Below are 19,600 nucleotides of genomic sequence, written 5' to 3'. Positions count from 1 at the left end.
CTTTATAGTGTTTTTGCGCAGTAGTAAGATATAAATTGTAAACATACCGACAAACACCGATGGTTTGATGGACTTTTTGTTGCTGTTTTTCATTTAAAAGAATTTCTGTCCTATAGGCTTTTTTCATGATCATCCCCCTTTATGTTTCACTATTTTATAGTTCTATTTTACTATAAAATACAAGGGAGAGGATGGAATAGTTATCAGAAAAGGACCTAAATAGACAGGTTAGATGGATGGATGCCTAAACGATAAAGCAGGATTATAAATGGAAGAAAGAATCAAACCAATTATTTTAAGTATATTTGATCACTTTTGTATCTATATTGTATACATTTTTAACTACTGTTTCACATCTCCTTTAAGTCTGCAACAAACTGCTGCAGTTTATGATATAGTTTCATTGTCACCTCTCCTGGAGCTCCAGTTCCGATTTTTTTCCCCTCTACTTTTACTATGGGGACAATTTCAGAAGTCGTATTGGTAATAAAAACTTCATCTGCTCCAACGAGATCTTCTTTTGAAAAAGCTTGTTCAATGAACTGAACGTTCACTACTTCACTTACCCTCTTAACTACCATCCTCGTTATACCCGCGAGAATATTTCTTGATAAGGGGGTAGTATATACCTTTCCCTGTTTGACAATAAAAACATTTGAGCTTGTTCCTTCTGTAACCATCCCCTCTCTGACTAAAATAGCTTCAAAGCAGCCCTGCTCATAGGCTGTTTGTCTAGCCAGAACATTCGGTAATAGGTTTAGTGATTTTATATAACAATTGGCCCATCGCTCATCCTCATGAAATATTGCTGCAGCTCCTTTCTCCCGGATAGAATCTGGTAAAGGAATGATTTGTTTTACAGTCATGGAAATGGAGACAGGTACATCCGGAAAAAGATGATTTCTTGCTGAGATACCCCGGGTTATCTGTAAATAAACACAGCAATTGGAAAGTCCGGATTTAGCAATCGCTTCTTTTATCAGCATTCGAAATTCCTCCATACTCTGTTTAATTTGGAGTTTAATCGCATTGCCGCTTTTTAGTAGTCTTGCCAAATGCTCATCTAACATAAAGGGCTTCCCATTGTATACACGAATCACCTCATAAATACCGTCCCCAAATTGACAACCCCTTTCTTCAATTGGAACGGCATTTTCATTCAACCCAATGTATTTGCCATTAATATAGCCAATACCCACGCAAGCCCCCCCTAACGAACTCTATTTATGGCTCTGAATGACTTAAAAGATCATTAGTAATGTTTATTCGAGTAAAGCAAAAAGAATCTCATTTCTGAGATTCTTTAGCCAAATATTTACCCTTCATAGCAATCGCTTTCCACCATTTAAATTAGATTACCTGTCATGATTTCATGATAGGTTCTTCCGATTCATGAAATGCCTTTTTAACCCATTCGCAGAAGAGCTCATAATCTCTTTTCACCTGCTCCTTATAGGTGATAGAAGAAAAAACAATTTGAGAACAAAATGTTTCAAATTGATCTCCTATCGCAAGCAGTATCTCTTCTTCACTATGATGCGAAAACAGCTCATCGAGAAAATCCACATCTGCACGGGCATGAATTTTTGCCGTAATTTTTCCCATTATGTCTAATGTTGAATCCATGTCCGCAATGGTTGGTATTAATTTTGCTTTCACTTTCTTTTTATACGGCGACCGTTCCCGAACATAGAAATGGCGGCCATCAATGGTTAAATACCCTAGATAAGGGTCCTCCATATGATGCATCGCTTTTTGAGTAGTAATGACACGGTGGCCCTGATGCTGATACTTTTGCCAAAATAATTCCCGGTAAGGCAGGAAATAAGCAGGAACTGGGGTGCGGACTTCTTTTACCTCTAATACTAAATCATCCTGCCCATGAGCCTCCTTCCCTCCCTCAACTAGAATATAGTAGCGATCAAGACCTATGGAAGCTGTGCCAGATCCAGATTTTCGGGCAATATCTTTAATCGAATAATGAAATCTGTCCCGTTTATCCTCAGGGTCTATAGAATGAATATACGTCTCCCATAGAGACATAAGTGTATGACGTTCCTTTTCATTCACAGGCTTTATCTCATCAGACCAGGCAAAAATCCGCTTGTTTTCCTCATTTATATACGTAATATCTCTTAATAGATGATTGGTCTGTCTTTTGAGCAACTTTTTTAAAACCTTATTTACAGGACCAGTCGTATTCTCTTTTTTAAAGGTTAATGTGAACGGGTTATCCTTTTTCTTATTAAACCGTTTTAATTGCTTATAATAGGCCTGCAGGTAATGAATGATTCTTTCCTTTTGCTCCTCTTCACTTAAGGATTGTGCGTCACAGAATAAAGCAATGCTTATTGACATCCGCAAAACATCATATAAATACGATCCAATGTAGCCCTCATCAAAATCATTTACATCATAAACAATTTCTCCCTGCTCATTTTGGAATACCCCAAAATTCTCCATATGTAAATCACCTTGGATCCATGTCGGTTTATCAGCAGGTGTATGAAATGAGAACGGGACATTGGACATGTCATAGTAAAATAAGTAGGCGCTTCCGCGAAAAAAGCGAAAAGGACTTTCCATCATTTTTTTATATTTTTCTTGGCGTTGTTCACGAGTGAGCTCCATGCACTGTTCATCAAATTCATTTAAAATCGTTTCAATAATATGCTGCCTTAGCATTTTCCTTGTATTTTTCACTCTGCTCAGCATAACAGTTCCCATATATCCCACTCCCCTTTGCTCTTATGAAAAGAGTTTATCGTGTCGTGAATAGTCTTTTCTCTGGAGTACCTATACATGCTGCCATCTATTCATTTTAGAAGGGGGTTTAAGATATCTGACTTACTTAGTCCCTGAAATCTTAAACCCCCTTTTTCATTATACAGGTATTTTACTGTCCTTTTGATCCAGCCATTCGTTTTGACGAAGTTTTAATTCAAAGAAGGTAAGCGGATCCTGATAGTATTCAGGATTTTCCCTCATTTTACTTAACTCATCCTTATTGGAAGCAATCTCCAAACGGGATTCCTCAACCGTTTGATTCAATATTGCCAGCGGATTTCTGAAGAACATCTTAATATCACGTTCAATCGACTTTTCAAACAGTTCGAAAGGCTGCAGGAATTTGTTCACAATAAGAACAGCTACTTCATGATAATCCTCTGTTTCGACATATTGCTTATATTTGTTATACAACATAGATTTATTTTGCGAGATACTTCCAAGCAGTTTGCCAGCACTCTTTAATAAAAATTGGGACGGTGTGAAACGAAGCAGGATATTCATTTTTTCCCAATGAATAGCTGTCGTTAAACGGTCTGCATCACGGCGCCAGTCATCAAGAACCTTGAAATCACAGTCAAGCTGCAGTTTTTCCTCATCATATAAACTGTTGAAGCTATCGCACATCTCATTGATTGAAAATTGTACATCATTAAATTCTGCTGTACAGTCCCCAATCCAGTTTTGGATGTAGTTGTAGTATTCAGGAAGAGCTGTTTCTGTCAAATATTTTTCTACTCGTTTATTCATCTCTTCATTTAATTCAAGATGCAAATGCCCAAAGTCACTGTCTTCCTTGATATATTCTGAACACCCTCTGAGTATCTGTGGAATCTTTTGAAGCAATTCCGCTTTCATATTTTCTTTAATGGACTGATAGCCTCTTGACATAACCTGTACTTTCTCGGATTCTGTATCACCGATTTGGTGTATCGCTCCATTTAATTTCGAAAGCATCTCCTCATTCCACTTAATGGAATCTACAAGAGAATTTTCTTTTTCGATTCGTTTATTTAATAAATACACGATTAGTCTTCTGATAAAATAAAGCAGGTTTGTTGTACGTCTGATAATAATATTCTTTTGCATATAGTGGGCAGCAAAGAATTTTCCAAAGTCACTTCCCTGACTGTTCTCTTCATAATGCGGAGAAAATGCAAATACACCAGCATTTGGTATGTTCTTCTTTACTTTTGTCTTCGTTTCAACGATTGTCTGATCACGCTCATCATAGACTGCATCCATTTTATTTAATAGAAAATGCACATCAATATTCGGCATTTTCTCTCTAATTTGCTGAAGTACCTGCTGTTCTTTCTCGGTAAAAGGGTTATTTGCATTCAAAACAAATAACACACCGTCTGCTGCATGTAAACAGGACAGTACTTCATTGCTGTCATTGATACTTGGTGTATCCATAAGTGAGATACGATGCTTCTTTAAAAATGAACTATCCAGCTTCGCATGATAGGAACGCTGATAACGAAACGAAGGCTGCTCTTCAATTCGTTCCACCTCAATAATTTCTGAATCTGCAATCTCTCTAATCCCTGGATTCTCATCATAATCCAGTAGCACTAACGCTTTGTTATCTTCCGGAAGAATTGGATATCCGACCATTGAATTGATGCATGTGGATTTGCCACTTTCATCCGTTCCAACCACTAAAAGCTTATAAGACTCTTGATTCTTGATGGAATTCATAATCCATGTCAATGATTTGGTCACATGTAATTCATTCTTCGCCGCCCAATGTAAAACCTCATTCGACAGCCTTACTGCTTCCTCATAACCATCTGTTTGTTTTTCAAGCTCTAACAATTTATTTTCTGCCTCGTAGACAGTTGCGACATTAAGTGTTCTTGGGAACATTTCATTCCACGAGATAACAGCTGCTGCCGCTGCCAAAGCATGACTTGACACACATATTTTCATCCAGTTTGATAATAGACTTGGAATCATTTCCCCAACTTCACTAATCAAATAGGTTCCATTGATTAAGCGTAAATAGGATTCTTCATATAAGCCGGAAAGAGTATTCCAGTTACCAATATTTTCAGGGCTGATTCTTACAATGACACGGTCCATAACCATAACCCATTCAAGATGAGCTTCACTTTTCTTAAAGTTGTTCCAAAGGGCAGCTGCAAGTTTTTCAAAGAGTTCGCTGTCAACCTTTGCTAAAACAAACAATCCTTCTTCAAAGAATGCCGGCTCCTTTATTTGCGTTACACCTTTAACTGCGTAGCCAGTCAATGCCTCATACCACTTAACAGATTCAAGCCTAATCGCTTCATCCCATGCAAGTTCAATCGCGCTTGCCCAATCCTGATGCTCTTCAAAAAAGGAACGTGCCAATGCCGTAACATTTTCATAATCCGGATTGCCCGCTACAGTTTCCTTAATCACCTGGCTGGCAGCAGCAGTATCTTTCTGTCTTATATATAAGGAAAATAGCTGCAGAGCTACCTCTGTTTGCAATGTCCTATCTTCTGTTTCAATAGATTTATAGGTTTCTTCAGCAGTAGATAAGTGCCCAAGTTCAAAATAGGCATCAGCCATGTTTTTCTTCGCCCACGGTTGCCATTCATTTTGAATATTGTCCCATTTAAAAATCGCTGCTTCATAGTCTTTATTATGAAAATACACTTCACCTTGAGCAAAACGGATTCCTGATAAATCAGGAAGATCCTTTTTCTGCTCCTCCATATAGGCTTCCCCGAGAACCTGGATTGGAGCCAGATTCGGATTACCATCCAGAAAGGTTTCATAATACAGTTTATCAATCAATTGTTTTTCTGTTGTCACAACTTCACGCCCCCCAAGTAAAATTCACTTAATATCTATATGTAAATATTACTCTGTCTAACTCATAATACCCTATCCTTCCATTCTACCAAACATATACCGGCAAAAATAATGTCATTATACTTAAATTTTATAACATTTTAACACAGTACCGTGTTGGGGGACTGTCCCCCAATGCTTTAAAGTACTAAAAGGTTGTTGTAGAGAAATTATGGGTATAATAAGAAAATATCTCAAATTCATTTTAGGGTTGCTTTTTTATTTGCTATAATAGTGTAAATATCATGTTGGAAAGGCTGATTTAGGTTGGAAAATAACTCATCTAATTTTATTAAGAGTATTATAAAGGAAGATATTGAGTCAGGAAAACACAAAGAGATTATTACTCGTTTTCCTCCTGAGCCAAATGGCTATTTACATATTGGTCATGCGAAATCAATCGTCATTAACTTTGGACTGGCCGATGAGTTTAACGGAAAGACCAATTTACGATTCGATGACACGAATCCGACAAAGGAAGATCAGGAGTTTGTTGATTCTATCAAAGAGGATGTAGCATGGCTTGGTTTTGAATGGGACGGACTTTTCTACGCTTCAAACTATTTTGATGAAATGTATGAACGTGCTGTGCTATTAATCAAAAAAGGAAAGGCCTATGTAGATGATTTAACTGCTGAGCAAATGCGTGAATACCGCGGGACTTTAACAGAGCCTGGAAAAGAAAGCCCATACCGTGACCGTTCAATTGAGGAAAACCTTGATTTGTTTGAACGCATGAAAAATGGCGAATTTGAAAATGGTTCGAAAGTGCTTAGAGCTAAAATTGATATGTCATCTCCAAATTTAAATATGCGCGACCCTGTCCTTTACCGTGTTGCACATGCAACGCACCATAACACAGGTGATAAATGGTGCATTTATCCGATGTATGATTTCGCCCATCCACTAGAAGATGCCATTGAAGGGGTAACCCACTCGATTTGTACAACTGAATTTGAGGACCACCGTCCACTTTATGATTGGGTTGTGGCAGAATGTGAAATGGAAAGCAAGCCTCATCAATATGAGTTTGGACGCCTAAACATTACCAATACAGTTATGAGTAAACGTAAGCTAAAACAACTGGTTGAAGAAGGTTACGTAGATGGCTGGGATGACCCTCGTATGCCAACCATCTCAGGTCTAAGAAGAAGAGGATACACACCTGAAGCGATTCGTGAATTTGTAAAAGAAACCGGCGTTTCCAAAAGTTCAGGTACTGCTGATTCAGCCATGCTAGAACACTTTGTCAGAGAAGACTTGAAGTTAAAAGCACCTCGTACAATGGGTATCTTACGGCCTTTAAAGGTGGTTATTACTAACTATCCTGAGGGACAGGTGGAAATGCTTGAGGCTGAAATTAACCCAGAAAATCCAGAAATGGGGGTCAGACAAATTCCATTCTCCCGTGAAATTTATATTGAACAGGATGACTTTATGGAGAACCCGCCAAAGAAATATTTCCGTCTCTTCCCCGGCAATGAAGTTCGTTTAAAGCATGCTTACTTCATTAAATGTGAAGAAGTGATTAAAGACGAAAACGGAAATGTCATCGAACTTCGCTGTACGTATGATCCTGAAACAAAGAGCGGAACAGGTTTTACCGGCCGGAAGGTTAAAGGAACACTCCATTGGGTGGAGGCGACTCAAGCCATTCAAGCTCAATTTCGTCTATATGAACCGCTGATTCTTGATGCTGAATTAAACGAAGCAGCCCAATCCGGTGAAGAAACAACCTTCCTTGACCATGTAAACAAGGATTCACTAAAAGTGATTCAAGGCTTTATCGAACCTAATATGAAGGACGTCAAGCCGCAGGACAAATTCCAGTTTTTCCGCCATGGCTATTTCAACGTAGATCCAAAGCATTCTACACCGGAAAAAGCGGTCTTTAATATGATTGTTTCTTTAAAAAGTTCATTTAAATTATAATTATAAAGCGGCCTGATTCTTTAAATCAGGCCTTTTTCTTATGCTCTGAAGATAAATGGAAGAAACCAGTTCAAGAAAGTACAGTAACGACTGCCTGCACAGCTAGAAATCAATGTATATTTATATTTAAGACTTCATACATTGAACCCATGGAGGTGATACTTAATTGAAGAGATGGATTTTGACTCCTGATTTATTTTCAACCTCGGTCTTGGCCAGCTGTTACCGGGATCCCATTCAAAAGGAGATACATTTTTATTTACAGGAGAAGTTGGCGGGAATTTCCCAGTTAGAGGATGCGGCGCTAGCTGCCTTTGAGCGTGTTACAAGAGAAGATTATACAACAGATCAAGAACTCTATAATACGTTGATTTATGACATTATTCCTGTATATTATGAGTTTTTAACAAAACTTGAACTCATAGAACTTACTTCACCTTCCCTGAAAAGAATCCATGAAGACTGTGTTATCGGAGTCAATCTCCAATATAAAGCCTTTATTAGGATTGCAGCAGCATTAGAGGATTTAGATACTGGAAAAATAAAAGAAGCAAATTCAATGCTCATTAATGCTTGTCAGTTAATGGCATGTCCATATGTTTATTATTAGATAGGAAAAAACACTATCGCTTACTCTCTTTGATTATTTTCTGTATAAGCAGTCATTCATTTACTATAAAAGCTTAGATTATCATGAATCTAAGCTTTTTTCTTTAAAAATATTCCCGTATCCACACCTATTCTCAATCTTACCTCTTTGTACATTCCTTATTTTGCTAACTTAATTTTCCCTCTATTCAAACTTTGTTGTTCAATTAAACTATCCCTCTTTACTTTTTATAAAATAGGATTAAAATAGATTAGTATTGTCAAATAAAAAAGTAAAGGGGCGAAAATGGAAGTTGAATGAACAAACCGGTAATTATAAAGAACAAACTCTCTTTCAAATAACTTGGCCTCTCTTTATTGAAATAGCATTGCACATGAGTATGGGAATCATTGCAACCTTCATGCTTGGTCATTATTCAGACTCTGCCGCTGCAGGCGTTGGTGTAGCGAATCAACTATTAAATATCTTTATTTTAGTTTTCAACGTAACATCAATTGGTGCAACTATTTTAGTTGGACAAAAGCTAGGTGCAGGACAGCTTCAGCAAGCTAGACAAATGGCTCGCTCTGCCTTTGGAATGAACTTTTGGTTTGGTGTCATCGTTGCTCTCATTGTCTTCTTTTTTGGGGAACATTTTCTGAGGCTATTTGATGTTCAAGGAAAAGTATTTGAATATGGACTTATTTTCATAAAAATATGTGGACTTTCACTGTTTTTTGAATCCCTTTCGCTTGCACTCAGCGCCGTACTAAGGAGCTATGGCTACACAAAAGAATCAATGTATGTAACAGTACTTATGAACGTTGTAAGCATTGGCGGAAATATCTTAGCCCTTTCAGGTATATTCGGCCTGCCCCTAACAGGTGTAAGTGGTGTTTCATGGGCGATTGTAGCTGCACGGGCCATTTCAGTTATCTTACTACTTTATTTGTTATATAAAAAGCTTTCATTCTCTATCAAATTACGGGATATCCTGAAGTTTAATCCAGATGATTTTCGAGGATTACTTTCAATCGGACTTCCATCTGCTGGCGAAGGTTTATCCTATCAATTTTCACAACTAATTATTACGGGCATCGTAGTATCTCTTGGTGCCTCATCTCTTGCAGCCCGTGTTTATATCCTTAACATTTCCATGCTATGTTTTATGTTTACGATGGCGATTTCGATGGGTACGCAAATTTTAGTTGCCCGTCATATTGGCGGAATAGAGTTTGAGCGTGCTTTTCAGCGCGGAATACGTACGCTTAAAATTTCTATGGCAGCCTCTTTAACCGTTTCATTAATCATTGCTTCTATTGGTTCTCCCATTTTAAGTATTTTTACTGATGATGTAAATATCTTAACTGTCGGCATACCTGTTTTATGGGCGATTGTTTTTATTGAGCCAGGAAGAGCGATGAATATTGTATTAATGAACACATTAAAATCAACTGGCGATGCCCGTTTTCCGCTTATTACAGGCATTATCTTCATGTGGGGAATTGCCGTTGTCTTTAGCTATATACTAGGAGTTCACTTTGGCTTAGGATTACTTGGGATTTGGATTGCCCAAGGAATGGATGAATGGATAAGGGGCCTGCTTGCGCTGAAACGCTGGAATCACAGACCTTGGGAAAGAAGTATAAAAGTAAGTCATTTACGGACAAAAAAGGCTTAGACATCAGTACTGTCTAAGCCTTTTTTCTTTAGTCCTCATCCTTTATATCTCTGTCCTCCGGAATCGGTTCACTCAAATACTCTTCCACCAGTTCTTTATACTTTTCAAGCTGCTTAAAATGAGTGGAGAATTGTTCCTTGCTGAGCAAATATTGCTCTCCATCATGTATGGCCCGAATGCGCCTTTGCTGGATGAGCTTTTCAATAACAGACTCAGATAAGGACAAATACTCTGCAGCCTCTTTTAGTGTTAAGTACACTTCCTTCGTCACTCCTAATACTTCAGTATATATTCTATTATAGGGCTATTTTACAATGATAGATTAAATTCTTCCATAAAAAAGAAAAAACGTCCCTTTTATCGGAACGCATTTTTCATTTTATTATTGAAAAGTAAATTATTTTCCGACTTTCTCTTCGGCCGCATCCTTTGCAATCCAGTAAACTAAATCATTTTTCATTTCTTCAGTTACTACATGTCCAGAAGGATAGATGGTATATTTAACAGAACCTGCATGCTGCTGTAAGTACTCATAATTTTCTAATCCAATCTGGAGTGGAAATATCTCATCCTTTTCTCCCTGCATGACGAGAAATGCAGTCTGCTGAATTGATTTAAGAGGGAATTCTTCCTTCACAAATTCTGGTATATAACCATTCATAGCCACAATACCCTTAATCGAGTTCCCGAGAATTAAAGCAAGACTCATACTAAGAATCGCTCCTTGGCTAAAACCAATCACATACTTCCGTTCCTCATCAATTGGATATTGCTTACTTGCATTTTCAATAAACTCTTTCAAATTCTCTATGCTGGAATCGAATAATTCACGTTCAGGATTACCATAGCTTTTTAAATAATAGTAAGCATATCCTTCTTCATATGTAAGATTTCCACGTATTCCAATTAGAATAAACTCTTCCTTTAGATTTTTAACTAATGAGAGCATATCCTCTTCGTTATATCCAATTCCATGTAATCCGAAAATAACAGGATACTTTTTACCTGTTTCCAAATTTGACGGTAAGTAAACAATGTATTCATATGGACTTTGCATAACAATTACCTCCATAAATAGTAAACTTTTAAAATTCATCTATATTTAAATCCACATCGGCTTCCAAATCAATTTCTCCCCAATAGATAAAAAATTGAAGAGCTAAAAAGATTTGAGATCCGACCTTTGGATTATTGATGTCTGTTTCTAGAATTTCATTTATTTTCCGTAATCGGTATCGTAACCCGCTGATAGAAAGGCTCATCGTTCGGGCTGTTTTATAAAGGTTACTTCCATTATTAAGGTAGCAGTATAACGTTCTCGTTAATTCCATGTCTTTAAATTTATCTTCTTTTATTAAATTCCCCAATTTTTTTTTGATAAACTTTTCAATCGGCTTAACATTTTTCATGTGATACATGACTCCTTCAATTCCTAGAGAGTCAAAAAATACAACTTTTCTTCTATCGTTTGCAACCTTTAATGCAGATAGACATTCATCGAATAGCTGAGATGCTTCTTCAATTTTTTCAGTAGTAGAGCTAATGCCTGCTTTTAATTGATACTCGGGATATTTCCTAGAACAGTAATCAATAAGAGATTGACAAAAACCATTCTTGTTTTTTGTACTATTTATCGGCAATCCTTCCGACATTAGAATGACTATGTGCCCCCATTTTTCCCCAAGCAACGCATTGATTTTTCGATCCTTAAGGAATAGAGAAATATCACTCGTCAACTCATGCAAAGCACCATACTCATCGGTATCCTCCAAGCTTTCTTTCGGTTTTGAAAGCCCAATCATAAAGTAGGGGCCTTCTAATTGAAATTCAATGTAGAAAGCTTTTTTCCTTATTTCATCTTCAGAGATTCTCTTGGCTAACAAATCATCTAATAGGTTTCCTTGAATTCGCTGCTCTGTCATAATACGTGTTCGTTCGTTCATTAAATAAAGTGAACACGCCATGGATCCCTGTTCCAAAAATAATTGATCAACCTCTTGCGGTACTTGATCACGATAAAGAAAAGAACAATAACCTACTATTTTTTTATTCAAGTAGATAGGGGTTATGAGTGTGTACATGTCATGGGACAACTCTAAATTAGTTGATTTGTTAATTTCCCCTAAGCCATTTAAAGAGTTCTGCATATTTTTTAAGTTGTCTGTAAAACAGACAATATCTTGCTCTGCAGCACCTGCTGTTGCAAGCGGATTCATTTCCTCATTTACAATAAAAACCGGTAACCCACTAATCTTATAAAGCGCTTTTGCAATTGAGCCTAAATCACTTTCCCGAAGTACTTCTTTCGTTAAGATATGATGGGCCTCATAAAACTTACTAAGGTTATCCCGTTCAGCTTTTAACTTTTTGAATGTGTTGTCCAATTCATCTATGATACTATTAGACTCATAATATTTAAGCTCTTCATCTACTTCCCCATCCCATTCCTCAACGGTATGACAAACAGCACGGCAGTGTTTGTGTCCCATTGCCATACATTCAACTTCCTTAGTAATAACCTTTTTTCCAAGAATTGTCGATAAATAGCCGCTGGCATAACCGACAACAGTATGACAAACTGGCTGGTCACTTTTTCCAAAGATTCTAAGATACTCCTCGGCTTCATATGAGTTTTTCCAAATCGCTTCATGATTGATTGTTCCAGCAGAAAAGTCAACCTCGACAGCTACCTCCTGTGCATCCTTTAAATAGCCATGAAGAATATGCAGTTTAGGTCCTGCACGAAGAAGCTCTTTTTGATTATCCCAATTCATTTTCTTTATTTTCTCTGCATCACTTATTCCACAATGCCACCCATATCTTAGTAAAAACCCTTTCGTCCGTTCTAAACCAATAGTTTCCGTAAGTTCCTGGCGGAGTGTACCGAGTGCAGATGCAGGAATCGTTAACATGCGATCTAGTGAAACGTTTTTGATGTGTTTACCAGGAACGTTATATATCTGCTCTAAATAAAGTCCACTAGCTTCCATGTATTCACCACCTATAGGGAATTTGCAACTTTTGATAAATCTGTCAAAACTGTAAGATTACTTCTCGGATATGTTTTACATGCTAGAGTGTAGTTTAACTCCCTCTCACTTTCAGGCAAAGTTGCCATAGACATTTTCTTTCTAAAATATTCACCTTCTTCTATTTTAACTTTGCACAGTCCACAGCCCCCTCCCTTGCAAGCATATGGGATTTTGACACCTTGTCTGTTTGAAGCATCTAAAAGACTTTCGTTTTCATCACAAGTAATAATAGGTCCGTTTTGATCCAGTACTTTTATATTTAGCATACTTCTATTCCCTTTCCTTTCAACACATCTTTTTAATAAATTATTGTTATATAACAAAAAAGGGAATATCCACCATTACCATCTAATTGGACAGGCAATTATTATTATTCTATCAAAATGGAAAAATCCCTTTTTTGTTTTCGAAAAAGTCAGAACATATATGATGCACGTGCTGCTAGTTTGGATGGTTTTATTCGTTCCGCATCTGTTACTTGATTAAGCCATTTGAGTTTTATTATCAAATCCTTGCTTTTTTTAAGCGGTAATACTACCTGGACCTCAAATATAGAGGTTTCTGCACTATCAGGACGTACATAAGCTACACCATGATAAATTTGTTCTCCCACTTGCGCTTCAATGTGATATAATCCGTTTTTTTGGCATTGGTTCAAGAATTGAAGATCATCAACTAATCTTCAATTCTGACCCAGCTTTATCAACGAAACTAAAAAGTTACATTTATTACACGATTACCAAACAGGATCACCAGGTAATCCAAATAACGTTCTGCCATAAGCAGCCATTGAATCTTCCCATAAGCTGTTAGGATGGGAACTCACTGCTAAAATATCTCTTGTAAATAGTTCAGCAGGATCTCCTTTGTAAATAGCGGTTCCTCCGAGTGTCGTCAAAATTTTGACAGCCATATCCCTTGTTTTAGCTGCAACATGCCCTCTTATTGCGAATACTTCCTCCCGCTCTTCATCTGAAACAACATTTCTTCCTTCTTCCTGCCATTTTTCAAGAATTTGAACATAACGATCTAAAAGCCCCAAGCATGCTGCTAATTCTATTTTTAATTCAGCAAGAAGACGCTGGCTACCACCGGATTTACTTTCATTAGACCCGCCTTTAAAGACACGAACGCGTTTTTCAGTGCGTTCTTGGAATATTGAAATGAGCCTTTCAATACCGCCGATTGAAACCGCCGGGAATCCCAGTAGGAAAAGCGGCATAAACGGCATCCGATAGACAGGGTCATTCTCATCATAATCCCCACCAACAGGAACTCCGGTTGCAAATAAATTTTTAGCAGGTAATACCATGTGTGGAGGAACATAAGAGCCTTCAACAAGAACGCCATTACTGCCTGTACCACGCATGCCAATCGTGTCCCAGTTATGGACTATCTCAACATCAGATGTTGGCAGTACAAACAAACAATATTCAGGTCCTTCTCCTTCAGTTAGTTCTGCCATTGCTCCGAGACCGATCCAATCACTTGAAAGAACACCACTGCAGAAATTCCACTGTCCATATAGTCGGAATCCCTCTCCATCCTTTTTAACCTTACCGACAGGAGCAACAACATCAACAAGCAGCGTGTCCCCTCCAAGAACTTCATCTCTTCCTTTTGGTGGAAGATAGGCAGGCCAAACTTCATGGGCAGAATAGAAATAAGCAAGCCAAGCTGCTGCCATACTATGGCGGGCTACTGTACGAATCATTTCCGTATACGTTGTTAAGTCTACTGAATAACCGCCATATTTCTTTGGTTTCAATAATTTATGAAACTCTGCTTCTTTCATAGCTTGGGATACTTTATCAGAAAGATGTCCATTTTTGTCGGCCTCCATGGCTTCAGCCTCAGCCATTTTTCCAATAACCTCAGCATTAGCAAGCAATGTTTCTCTATCCATTTTTCCCTTTAACAAAACGTTATCAGTAGCCATAATGCATATTCCTCCTTATATATAAGTAGCGAGAGTTCCTATTCATGCTTTCAATTCAGTCTGATACCGCTTACAAAGACCGGTAAAGAAAAAATTTTTTTCTATTTTACTGTCTTTTCTAGCCTCTTTTTTACCGATTCTCCTTCAATGCCCCAATTTTCGGTTGGCAGCTCATGAAGCAGCACACGCACGGTACTTAATGGAAGATTTAAAACAGTTGAAACCGTGTTAGATGTTTCCTTAATCAATTGTTCTTTATGATTTGGTGAAAGTTCACCAAATAACTTTACTTCAATGATTGGCATATCCTAACCTCTTTTCTATTAAGTAAGCGCATTAACGAATGATTCAATCATTTCTTTTCTATGGTAGAAAATTCCATGGGCAATTTTATCCTCTGTCCATGTAATTGTAGGTGAATCAGGATATGTAATATATCCGCCTGAATAAGCTTCGTTTCGGTTTCCAGATGGATCAAAGAAATAGATGGTTTCTGCTCTTGTCATAGCATGGCGTGTAGGTGTTACTTCAATTGGTACATCATATCTAGCAAGTCGATCTGCAGCTTGCAATACATCAAACCAGGTTTCAACCTTGAAGGCTGCATGGTGTAATTTATTGTCTGGTCCTTTAATAAAAGCAATATCATGTGCTTTCCCATTTTGAGCATGCATAAAACTTCCCACCATATCTTCCCCATCTAAAGTCATGATTCTTTCACTTTGGAACATTTCAAGCGCCTCAGTGAACAATCTTGTGACTGTCTTCACATCATCACCAATTAAAAGTACATGATCTAGGCGATGAGGTGCAATCCCCTTCATTTCATCTGGCCAAGGATGCGGGTTTAAAGTTCCTGTCTTCTTCCCTAGATGTTCAATGTCATGATATAATTCCATCTGATGCCCAGTTGGAAGTGTAAAGCGAATGGCTTCCCCTTCTGCTAATCTGGTGCCCTTTGAAACCCGTTTTAACGTACAGCCGAATTGTTCGATTTTCCTTTCATAATACTCAAGGTCTGATTCATTCCGAACTTTAAAAGCAAAGTGATCAAGTCCTGGAGAATCTGCCTCTTGTAATACCAGACTGTGATGATCAAATTCATCCCAAGCCTTCAAATAAACTCTACCTGCACTTCTTCCTACTTCTTCTAATCCAATAATATTTGTATAGTAATTTACAGATTCTTCAAGATCCAATACTCTTAATTCAGCTTTGCCAATTCTCATAATACCCATTTCTAACACTCCTTCATTTTTGTTAGTAAGTTTTATTGCTACTTATAAATTTATTATAATTTTATATATTTTCTGAATATACAGTTAGTTGTGTCGTTTTTCATACGCACAGATTTATTTTTTTTGTACGATTCGTACTAATTGAATAAAGGTTTGTAGCTGTTTCATAATTATTCCATCATTTAAAACAAAAAGACCGCCAAGTTTTACCTTGGCAGCCCTAACTAATTAACGGTTTTTATTTTATAGATAAAATAATAATATTTATAAGCAACAACGAGCAGCAGGATGATTCTCACAAAAATCTTGTCCGTAAGAAAAAAAGCAATCGCAATCATCACATCGGCGAACAGCGAAATACTCCATTTTTGCTTTCGGGTCATGGATTTATCTCTCACAAAATCCTCTAAATATTTCTTATACATGTCCGTCCCTTTAAACCATCGATCAAATTTCTTAGAACCTTTTACAAAGCAAAAGGCCGCTAAAAGAAATAACGGCGTTGTTGGTATTAAAGGCAATACAATTCCTATTATTCCTAATCCCAGAGATAAAAATCCTGCTAGTATAAATAGTGCATTGACTATCGTTTTGATGATTAATTATCTCCTTTCCATCAAGTATCCATAAAAAAGTATATCTTATCTCAAGTTTGAAAACAAAAAAATCTCATAGAAATTCAAAAGGGAGATTCAACTATTAATATAGAAGAATCTCCCTTTATCTTTATAAACTACTATTATTTAGATGCTACTGCTTTTGCTCTAGCCATTTCTGCTGCAACATCAATGATCATATCTTCTTGTCCGCCGACAACTTGGCGTTTTGCTAATTCGATTAAGATGTCACGAGCGTCAATGCCAAATTGTTCGCCTGCACGTTTTGCATGGTATGCGAATGTTGAGTATACACCTGCATAGCCAAGTGTGATTGCCTCTCTTGTAATCGTTGGTGTTACAGGAAGAAGAGGTGCAACAATGTCTTCTGCTAAATCTTCAATTTTATATAAATCAATACCAGTTTTGATTCCCATACGCTCACAAACAGCTACAAGAGCTTCAGTTTGTGTATTACCAGCACCTGCACCAAAGCAGCGAACACTACCGTCAATGCGAGTTGCACCAGCTTTAATAGCTGCAACAGAGTTAGCCATTGCCATAGAAAGGTTGTTGTGGCCATGGAAACCAATTTCACATTGAAGTGATTGTCTTAATGCATTGATACGTTCTGTTACTTGTTCAGGAAGTAAATAACCTGCAGAGTCAGTCATGTATACGATATCTGCTCCGTAGCTTTCCATTAATTTAGCTTGTTCAACTAATTTTTCAACAGGAGCCATGTGAGACATCATTAGGAATCCAACTGCTTCCATTCCTAATTCTTTACCCATAGCGATATGTTGAGGAGCAACGTCTGCTTCTGTTACATGTGTTGCAACACGAACCATTTTTGCACCTACGCTAGCTGCTTCTTTCAAATCTTCAATTGTTCCGATACCAGGCAGTAAAAGAACAGCAATTTTTGAATCACCAGCAACATCTACTGCTGCTTCGATTAACTTTATATCGTCTACTTTAGATAGACCGTATTGTAAAGAAGAACCTGCTAAACCGTCACCATGTGTTACTTCGATATATGGTACCCCAGCGTCAGCTAATCCTTTTGTTACATCTTGTACTTGTTCTACTGTATATTGGTGTCGAACAGCATGGCTTCCGTCACGTAATGCAACTTCTGTGATTTGAATATCTCTTTCGATTGTCATGTTATTATTTTCCCCTTTCTTCAGCTCAAACTGTTTCCTTTAATTCTTTTTTCGCAAACTCTTCAGCAATACGAACAGCTGCAGATGTCATGATATCTAAGTTACCAGAATATTCCGGTAAGTAATCTCCAGCACCTTTAACTTCGAGAAGAACAGTTACTTTATTGCCTTCAAAAATTGGTTCCGCACGTAAGTGGTAACCAGGAACGTAAGATTGAACAGTTTTTTCCATTTCTTTAATTGATTCACGGATACCTTCTTCGTTCATTGTGCCTTCTTCAACAAGCGCGTATACAGTATTACGCATCATGATTGGAGGTTCAGCAGGGTTTAAGATGATAATCGCCTTTCCTTTGTCAGCTCCGCCAACTACTTCGATTGCTTTTGAAGTTGTTTCAGTAAATTCATCGATATTCGCACGTGTACCAGGGCCTGCAGATTTACTTGAAATAGTAGCAACGATTTCGCCGTATACAACGTTAGATACGCGGTTAATAGCAGCAACCATTGGAATAGTAGCTTGTCCGCCGCAAGTAATCATATTGATATTGCTTTTATCTAAATGTTCGTCAACGTTTACTGCTGGTGATACGTAAGGTCCAATTGCAGCAGGTGTTAAGTCAAGCATTTTAATGCCGCGTTCTTGACATAATTTATCGTTGTAAATATGTGCTTTTGCACTTGTTGCGTCAAACATAATGTCTGCTTCTAAACCTTGTTCAAAGAAACCGTCGATTCCAGTGCTAACACCTGCATAACCTGCTTCTACTGCACGGCGTAAACCGTCTGATTGAGGATCAATCCCGATAACTGCTGTTAACTCTAAATACTCTGATCTTCCTAATTTGACCATAAGGTCTGTACCAATATTACCTGAACCGATAATAGCTGCTTTTAATTTTGCCAAAATAATTCTCCTCCTATGTTAAAAAGTCTTTATTATAAATTAATCTGTTCTCACTTTTTTGAATGAGAAACATCTTTGTAGCCTAAACATCTTGAAATTTCAAATGCAGCCTCTTTAATCCCCTCTATTACCACCGGAAGCCGATCTTCTGTCAGTCGCATTTTCGGTGAAGCACAACTGATTGAAGCGATTGCATTTCCAGCATGATCAAATATGGGGGCAGCAATGCATTTAAGTCCTATTTCGATTTCTTCATCATCCATAGAATAACCATGTTCTCTCGTAAAATCCAACTGTTTTTTAATTTCATTGATATCGGTTACAGTAAATTCTGTAAATGATTCCAGCTTAGTTGACGATAGAATGCGGTCAACTTCTTTTTCATCCTGATAAGCAAGAATTGCTTTCCCTACACCTGTGCAATGAATAGGAGCCGTTTTTCCTACGTGTGAGTAGATTCTTAACGTATGCGGTCCTTCCAACTTTTCAACATAAATTAATTCATCCTGTTGTCTAATAACAAGGTGTACCGTTTCTTTCAGCTTTTCTACCGTATCTTTAATGATTGGCTGGGCAATTTTAACAATGTCTAATTGATTTCCAATGAAAGAGCCTAGTTCAAAAAGCTTTAAACCGAGACTGTACTTTAAATCATCTGGATTTTGCTGTAGGTATCCTCTATGCTCTAAGGTTTTGATCAGACCGTGAACAGTGCTTTTTGACAAGCCTAGTTGTTCGCTGATTTCTTTAACGCTTAATTCTGGTTTAGAAATCAAAAACAATTCAAGGATATCTGCAGCTCTTTCTACAGACTGTATGAAACGTTCTGCCACGACTGCCTCCTTAGTCCGACATTATCGAATGCCGTTCGTAATTAATTTCT

General features: G+C 37.5%; 19 protein-coding genes. 3 read left to right on the top strand and 16 right to left on the bottom strand.

Features of this window, described 5'->3' with window-relative positions; genetic code table 11:
* The 4 genes from F4V44_RS28455 to F4V44_RS22030 all read right to left on the bottom strand — a co-directional run.
* Positions 1 to 127: helix-turn-helix domain-containing protein (locus F4V44_RS28455; protein ID WP_191090807.1), on the bottom strand; the 127-nt coding region annotated here is incomplete at its 3' end.
* A 223-nt stretch (positions 128 to 350) separates the two neighbouring features.
* Positions 351 to 1,199, bottom strand: a complete 849-nt coding sequence (dat, locus tag F4V44_RS22040; RefSeq protein ID WP_150442165.1) for a D-amino-acid transaminase — start codon at positions 1,197 to 1,199, stop codon at positions 351 to 353.
* Positions 1,200 to 1,362: 163 nt separating this feature from the next.
* Positions 1,363 to 2,727, bottom strand: a complete 1,365-nt coding sequence (locus F4V44_RS22035; RefSeq protein ID WP_150442164.1) for a DUF2252 domain-containing protein — start codon at positions 2,725 to 2,727, stop codon at positions 1,363 to 1,365.
* Positions 2,728 to 2,883: 156 nt separating this feature from the next.
* Positions 2,884 to 5,595 carry a dynamin family protein gene (locus F4V44_RS22030; RefSeq protein WP_223882001.1) on the bottom strand — a complete coding sequence of 904 codons (2,712 nt, stop codon included), beginning with the start codon at positions 5,593 to 5,595 and terminating at the stop codon, positions 2,884 to 2,886.
* Between the two features lie 306 nt (positions 5,596 to 5,901).
* On the opposite strand from F4V44_RS22030, the gene F4V44_RS22025 reads away from it, so the two are divergent.
* The 3 genes from F4V44_RS22025 to F4V44_RS22015 all read left to right on the top strand — a co-directional run bounded on the left by F4V44_RS22025 (position 5,902) and on the right by F4V44_RS22015 (position 9,836).
* The gene (locus F4V44_RS22025) at positions 5,902 to 7,566 is read left to right on the top strand and encodes a glutamine--tRNA ligase/YqeY domain fusion protein (RefSeq protein ID WP_150442163.1); all 1,665 of its coding nucleotides are present in this window, start codon (positions 5,902 to 5,904) and stop codon (positions 7,564 to 7,566) included.
* A gap of 166 nt (positions 7,567 to 7,732) precedes the next feature.
* Positions 7,733 to 8,176, top strand: a complete 444-nt coding sequence (locus tag F4V44_RS22020) for a hypothetical protein (RefSeq protein WP_150442162.1) — start codon at positions 7,733 to 7,735, stop codon at positions 8,174 to 8,176.
* Between the two features lie 292 nt (positions 8,177 to 8,468).
* Positions 8,469 to 9,836 carry an MATE family efflux transporter gene (locus F4V44_RS22015; protein WP_150442161.1) on the top strand — a complete coding sequence of 456 codons (1,368 nt, stop codon included), beginning with the start codon at positions 8,469 to 8,471 and terminating at the stop codon, positions 9,834 to 9,836.
* A gap of 28 nt (positions 9,837 to 9,864) precedes the next feature.
* Here the strand turns inward: F4V44_RS22015 and F4V44_RS22010 are convergent, their stop codons facing one another.
* The 12 genes from F4V44_RS22010 to F4V44_RS21955 form a co-directional block, all read right to left on the bottom strand.
* Positions 9,865 to 10,095, bottom strand: a complete 231-nt coding sequence (locus tag F4V44_RS22010) for an excisionase family DNA-binding protein (protein ID WP_150442160.1) — start codon at positions 10,093 to 10,095, stop codon at positions 9,865 to 9,867.
* Positions 10,096 to 10,233: 138 nt separating this feature from the next.
* The gene (locus F4V44_RS22005; protein ID WP_150442159.1) at positions 10,234 to 10,893 is read right to left on the bottom strand and encodes an alpha/beta hydrolase; all 660 of its coding nucleotides are present in this window, start codon (positions 10,891 to 10,893) and stop codon (positions 10,234 to 10,236) included.
* A 28-nt stretch (positions 10,894 to 10,921) separates the two neighbouring features.
* Complete coding sequence (locus tag F4V44_RS22000; protein ID WP_150442158.1) at positions 10,922 to 12,826, bottom strand: XylR N-terminal domain-containing protein; 1,905 nt, start codon at positions 12,824 to 12,826, stop codon at positions 10,922 to 10,924.
* Positions 12,827 to 12,837: 11 nt separating this feature from the next.
* A complete protein-coding gene (locus F4V44_RS21995) occupies positions 12,838 to 13,134 on the bottom strand; it encodes a 2Fe-2S iron-sulfur cluster-binding protein (protein ID WP_150442157.1) in 297 nt (98 codons plus the stop codon).
* A gap of 149 nt (positions 13,135 to 13,283) precedes the next feature.
* Entirely contained in the window at positions 13,284 to 13,526 is a 243-nt protein-coding gene (locus F4V44_RS21990) for a hypothetical protein (protein ID WP_150442156.1), read from the bottom strand.
* A 78-nt stretch (positions 13,527 to 13,604) separates the two neighbouring features.
* Positions 13,605 to 14,807 carry an acyl-CoA dehydrogenase family protein gene (locus F4V44_RS21985; RefSeq protein ID WP_150442155.1) on the bottom strand — a complete coding sequence of 401 codons (1,203 nt, stop codon included), beginning with the start codon at positions 14,805 to 14,807 and terminating at the stop codon, positions 13,605 to 13,607.
* Between the two features lie 101 nt (positions 14,808 to 14,908).
* The gene (locus F4V44_RS21980) at positions 14,909 to 15,112 is read right to left on the bottom strand and encodes a 4-oxalocrotonate tautomerase family protein (protein WP_150442154.1); all 204 of its coding nucleotides are present in this window, start codon (positions 15,110 to 15,112) and stop codon (positions 14,909 to 14,911) included.
* A gap of 18 nt (positions 15,113 to 15,130) precedes the next feature.
* Positions 15,131 to 16,045, bottom strand: coding sequence for a catechol 2,3-dioxygenase (locus tag F4V44_RS21975; protein ID WP_150442153.1), 915 nt, complete (start codon positions 16,043 to 16,045; stop codon positions 15,131 to 15,133).
* 224 nt (positions 16,046 to 16,269) lie between these two features.
* Entirely contained in the window at positions 16,270 to 16,614 is a 345-nt protein-coding gene (locus tag F4V44_RS21970) for a YbaN family protein (RefSeq protein ID WP_223882002.1), read from the bottom strand.
* Positions 16,615 to 16,784: 170 nt separating this feature from the next.
* Positions 16,785 to 17,810: a 4-hydroxy-2-oxovalerate aldolase gene (dmpG, locus tag F4V44_RS21965; protein ID WP_191090806.1), complete on the bottom strand. Its 1,026-nt coding sequence runs from the start codon at positions 17,808 to 17,810 to the stop codon at positions 16,785 to 16,787.
* Between the two features lie 25 nt (positions 17,811 to 17,835).
* Complete coding sequence (locus F4V44_RS21960; RefSeq protein WP_150442151.1) at positions 17,836 to 18,717, bottom strand: acetaldehyde dehydrogenase (acetylating); 882 nt, start codon at positions 18,715 to 18,717, stop codon at positions 17,836 to 17,838.
* 50 nt (positions 18,718 to 18,767) lie between these two features.
* Entirely contained in the window at positions 18,768 to 19,550 is a 783-nt protein-coding gene (locus F4V44_RS21955; RefSeq protein ID WP_150442150.1) for an IclR family transcriptional regulator, read from the bottom strand.
* Between the last annotated feature and the right edge of the window lie 50 nt (positions 19,551 to 19,600).

The organism is Niallia endozanthoxylica (genome assembly GCF_008710145.1).
Classification (GTDB): Bacteria; Bacillota; Bacilli; order Bacillales; family Cytobacillaceae; genus Bacillus_BD; species Bacillus_BD endozanthoxylica.
The sequence above is the reverse complement of the archived record's forward strand: the minus strand, read 5'-3'. Positions and strand labels throughout refer to the sequence as shown.

Coding starts and splice junctions, on each gene's coding strand:
- dmpG (WP_191090806.1), bottom strand. CDS start 17,810: ATGACAATCGAAAGAGATATTCAAATCACAGAAGTTGCATTACGTGAC.
- F4V44_RS22005 (WP_150442159.1), bottom strand. CDS start 10,893: ATGCAAAGTCCATATGAATACATTGTTTACTTACCGTCAAATTTGGAA.
- F4V44_RS21985 (WP_150442155.1), bottom strand. CDS start 14,807: ATGGCTACTGATAACGTTTTGTTAAAGGGAAAAATGGATAGAGAAACA.
- F4V44_RS21995 (WP_150442157.1), bottom strand. CDS start 13,134: ATGCTAAATATAAAAGTACTGGATCAAAACGGACCTATTATTACTTGT.
- F4V44_RS21980 (WP_150442154.1), bottom strand. CDS start 15,112: ATGCCAATCATTGAAGTAAAGTTATTTGGTGAACTTTCACCAAATCAT.
- F4V44_RS22035 (WP_150442164.1), bottom strand. CDS start 2,727: ATGGGAACTGTTATGCTGAGCAGAGTGAAAAATACAAGGAAAATGCTA.
- F4V44_RS21975 (WP_150442153.1), bottom strand. CDS start 16,045: ATGGGTATTATGAGAATTGGCAAAGCTGAATTAAGAGTATTGGATCTT.
- F4V44_RS22000 (WP_150442158.1), bottom strand. CDS start 12,826: ATGGAAGCTAGTGGACTTTATTTAGAGCAGATATATAACGTTCCTGGT.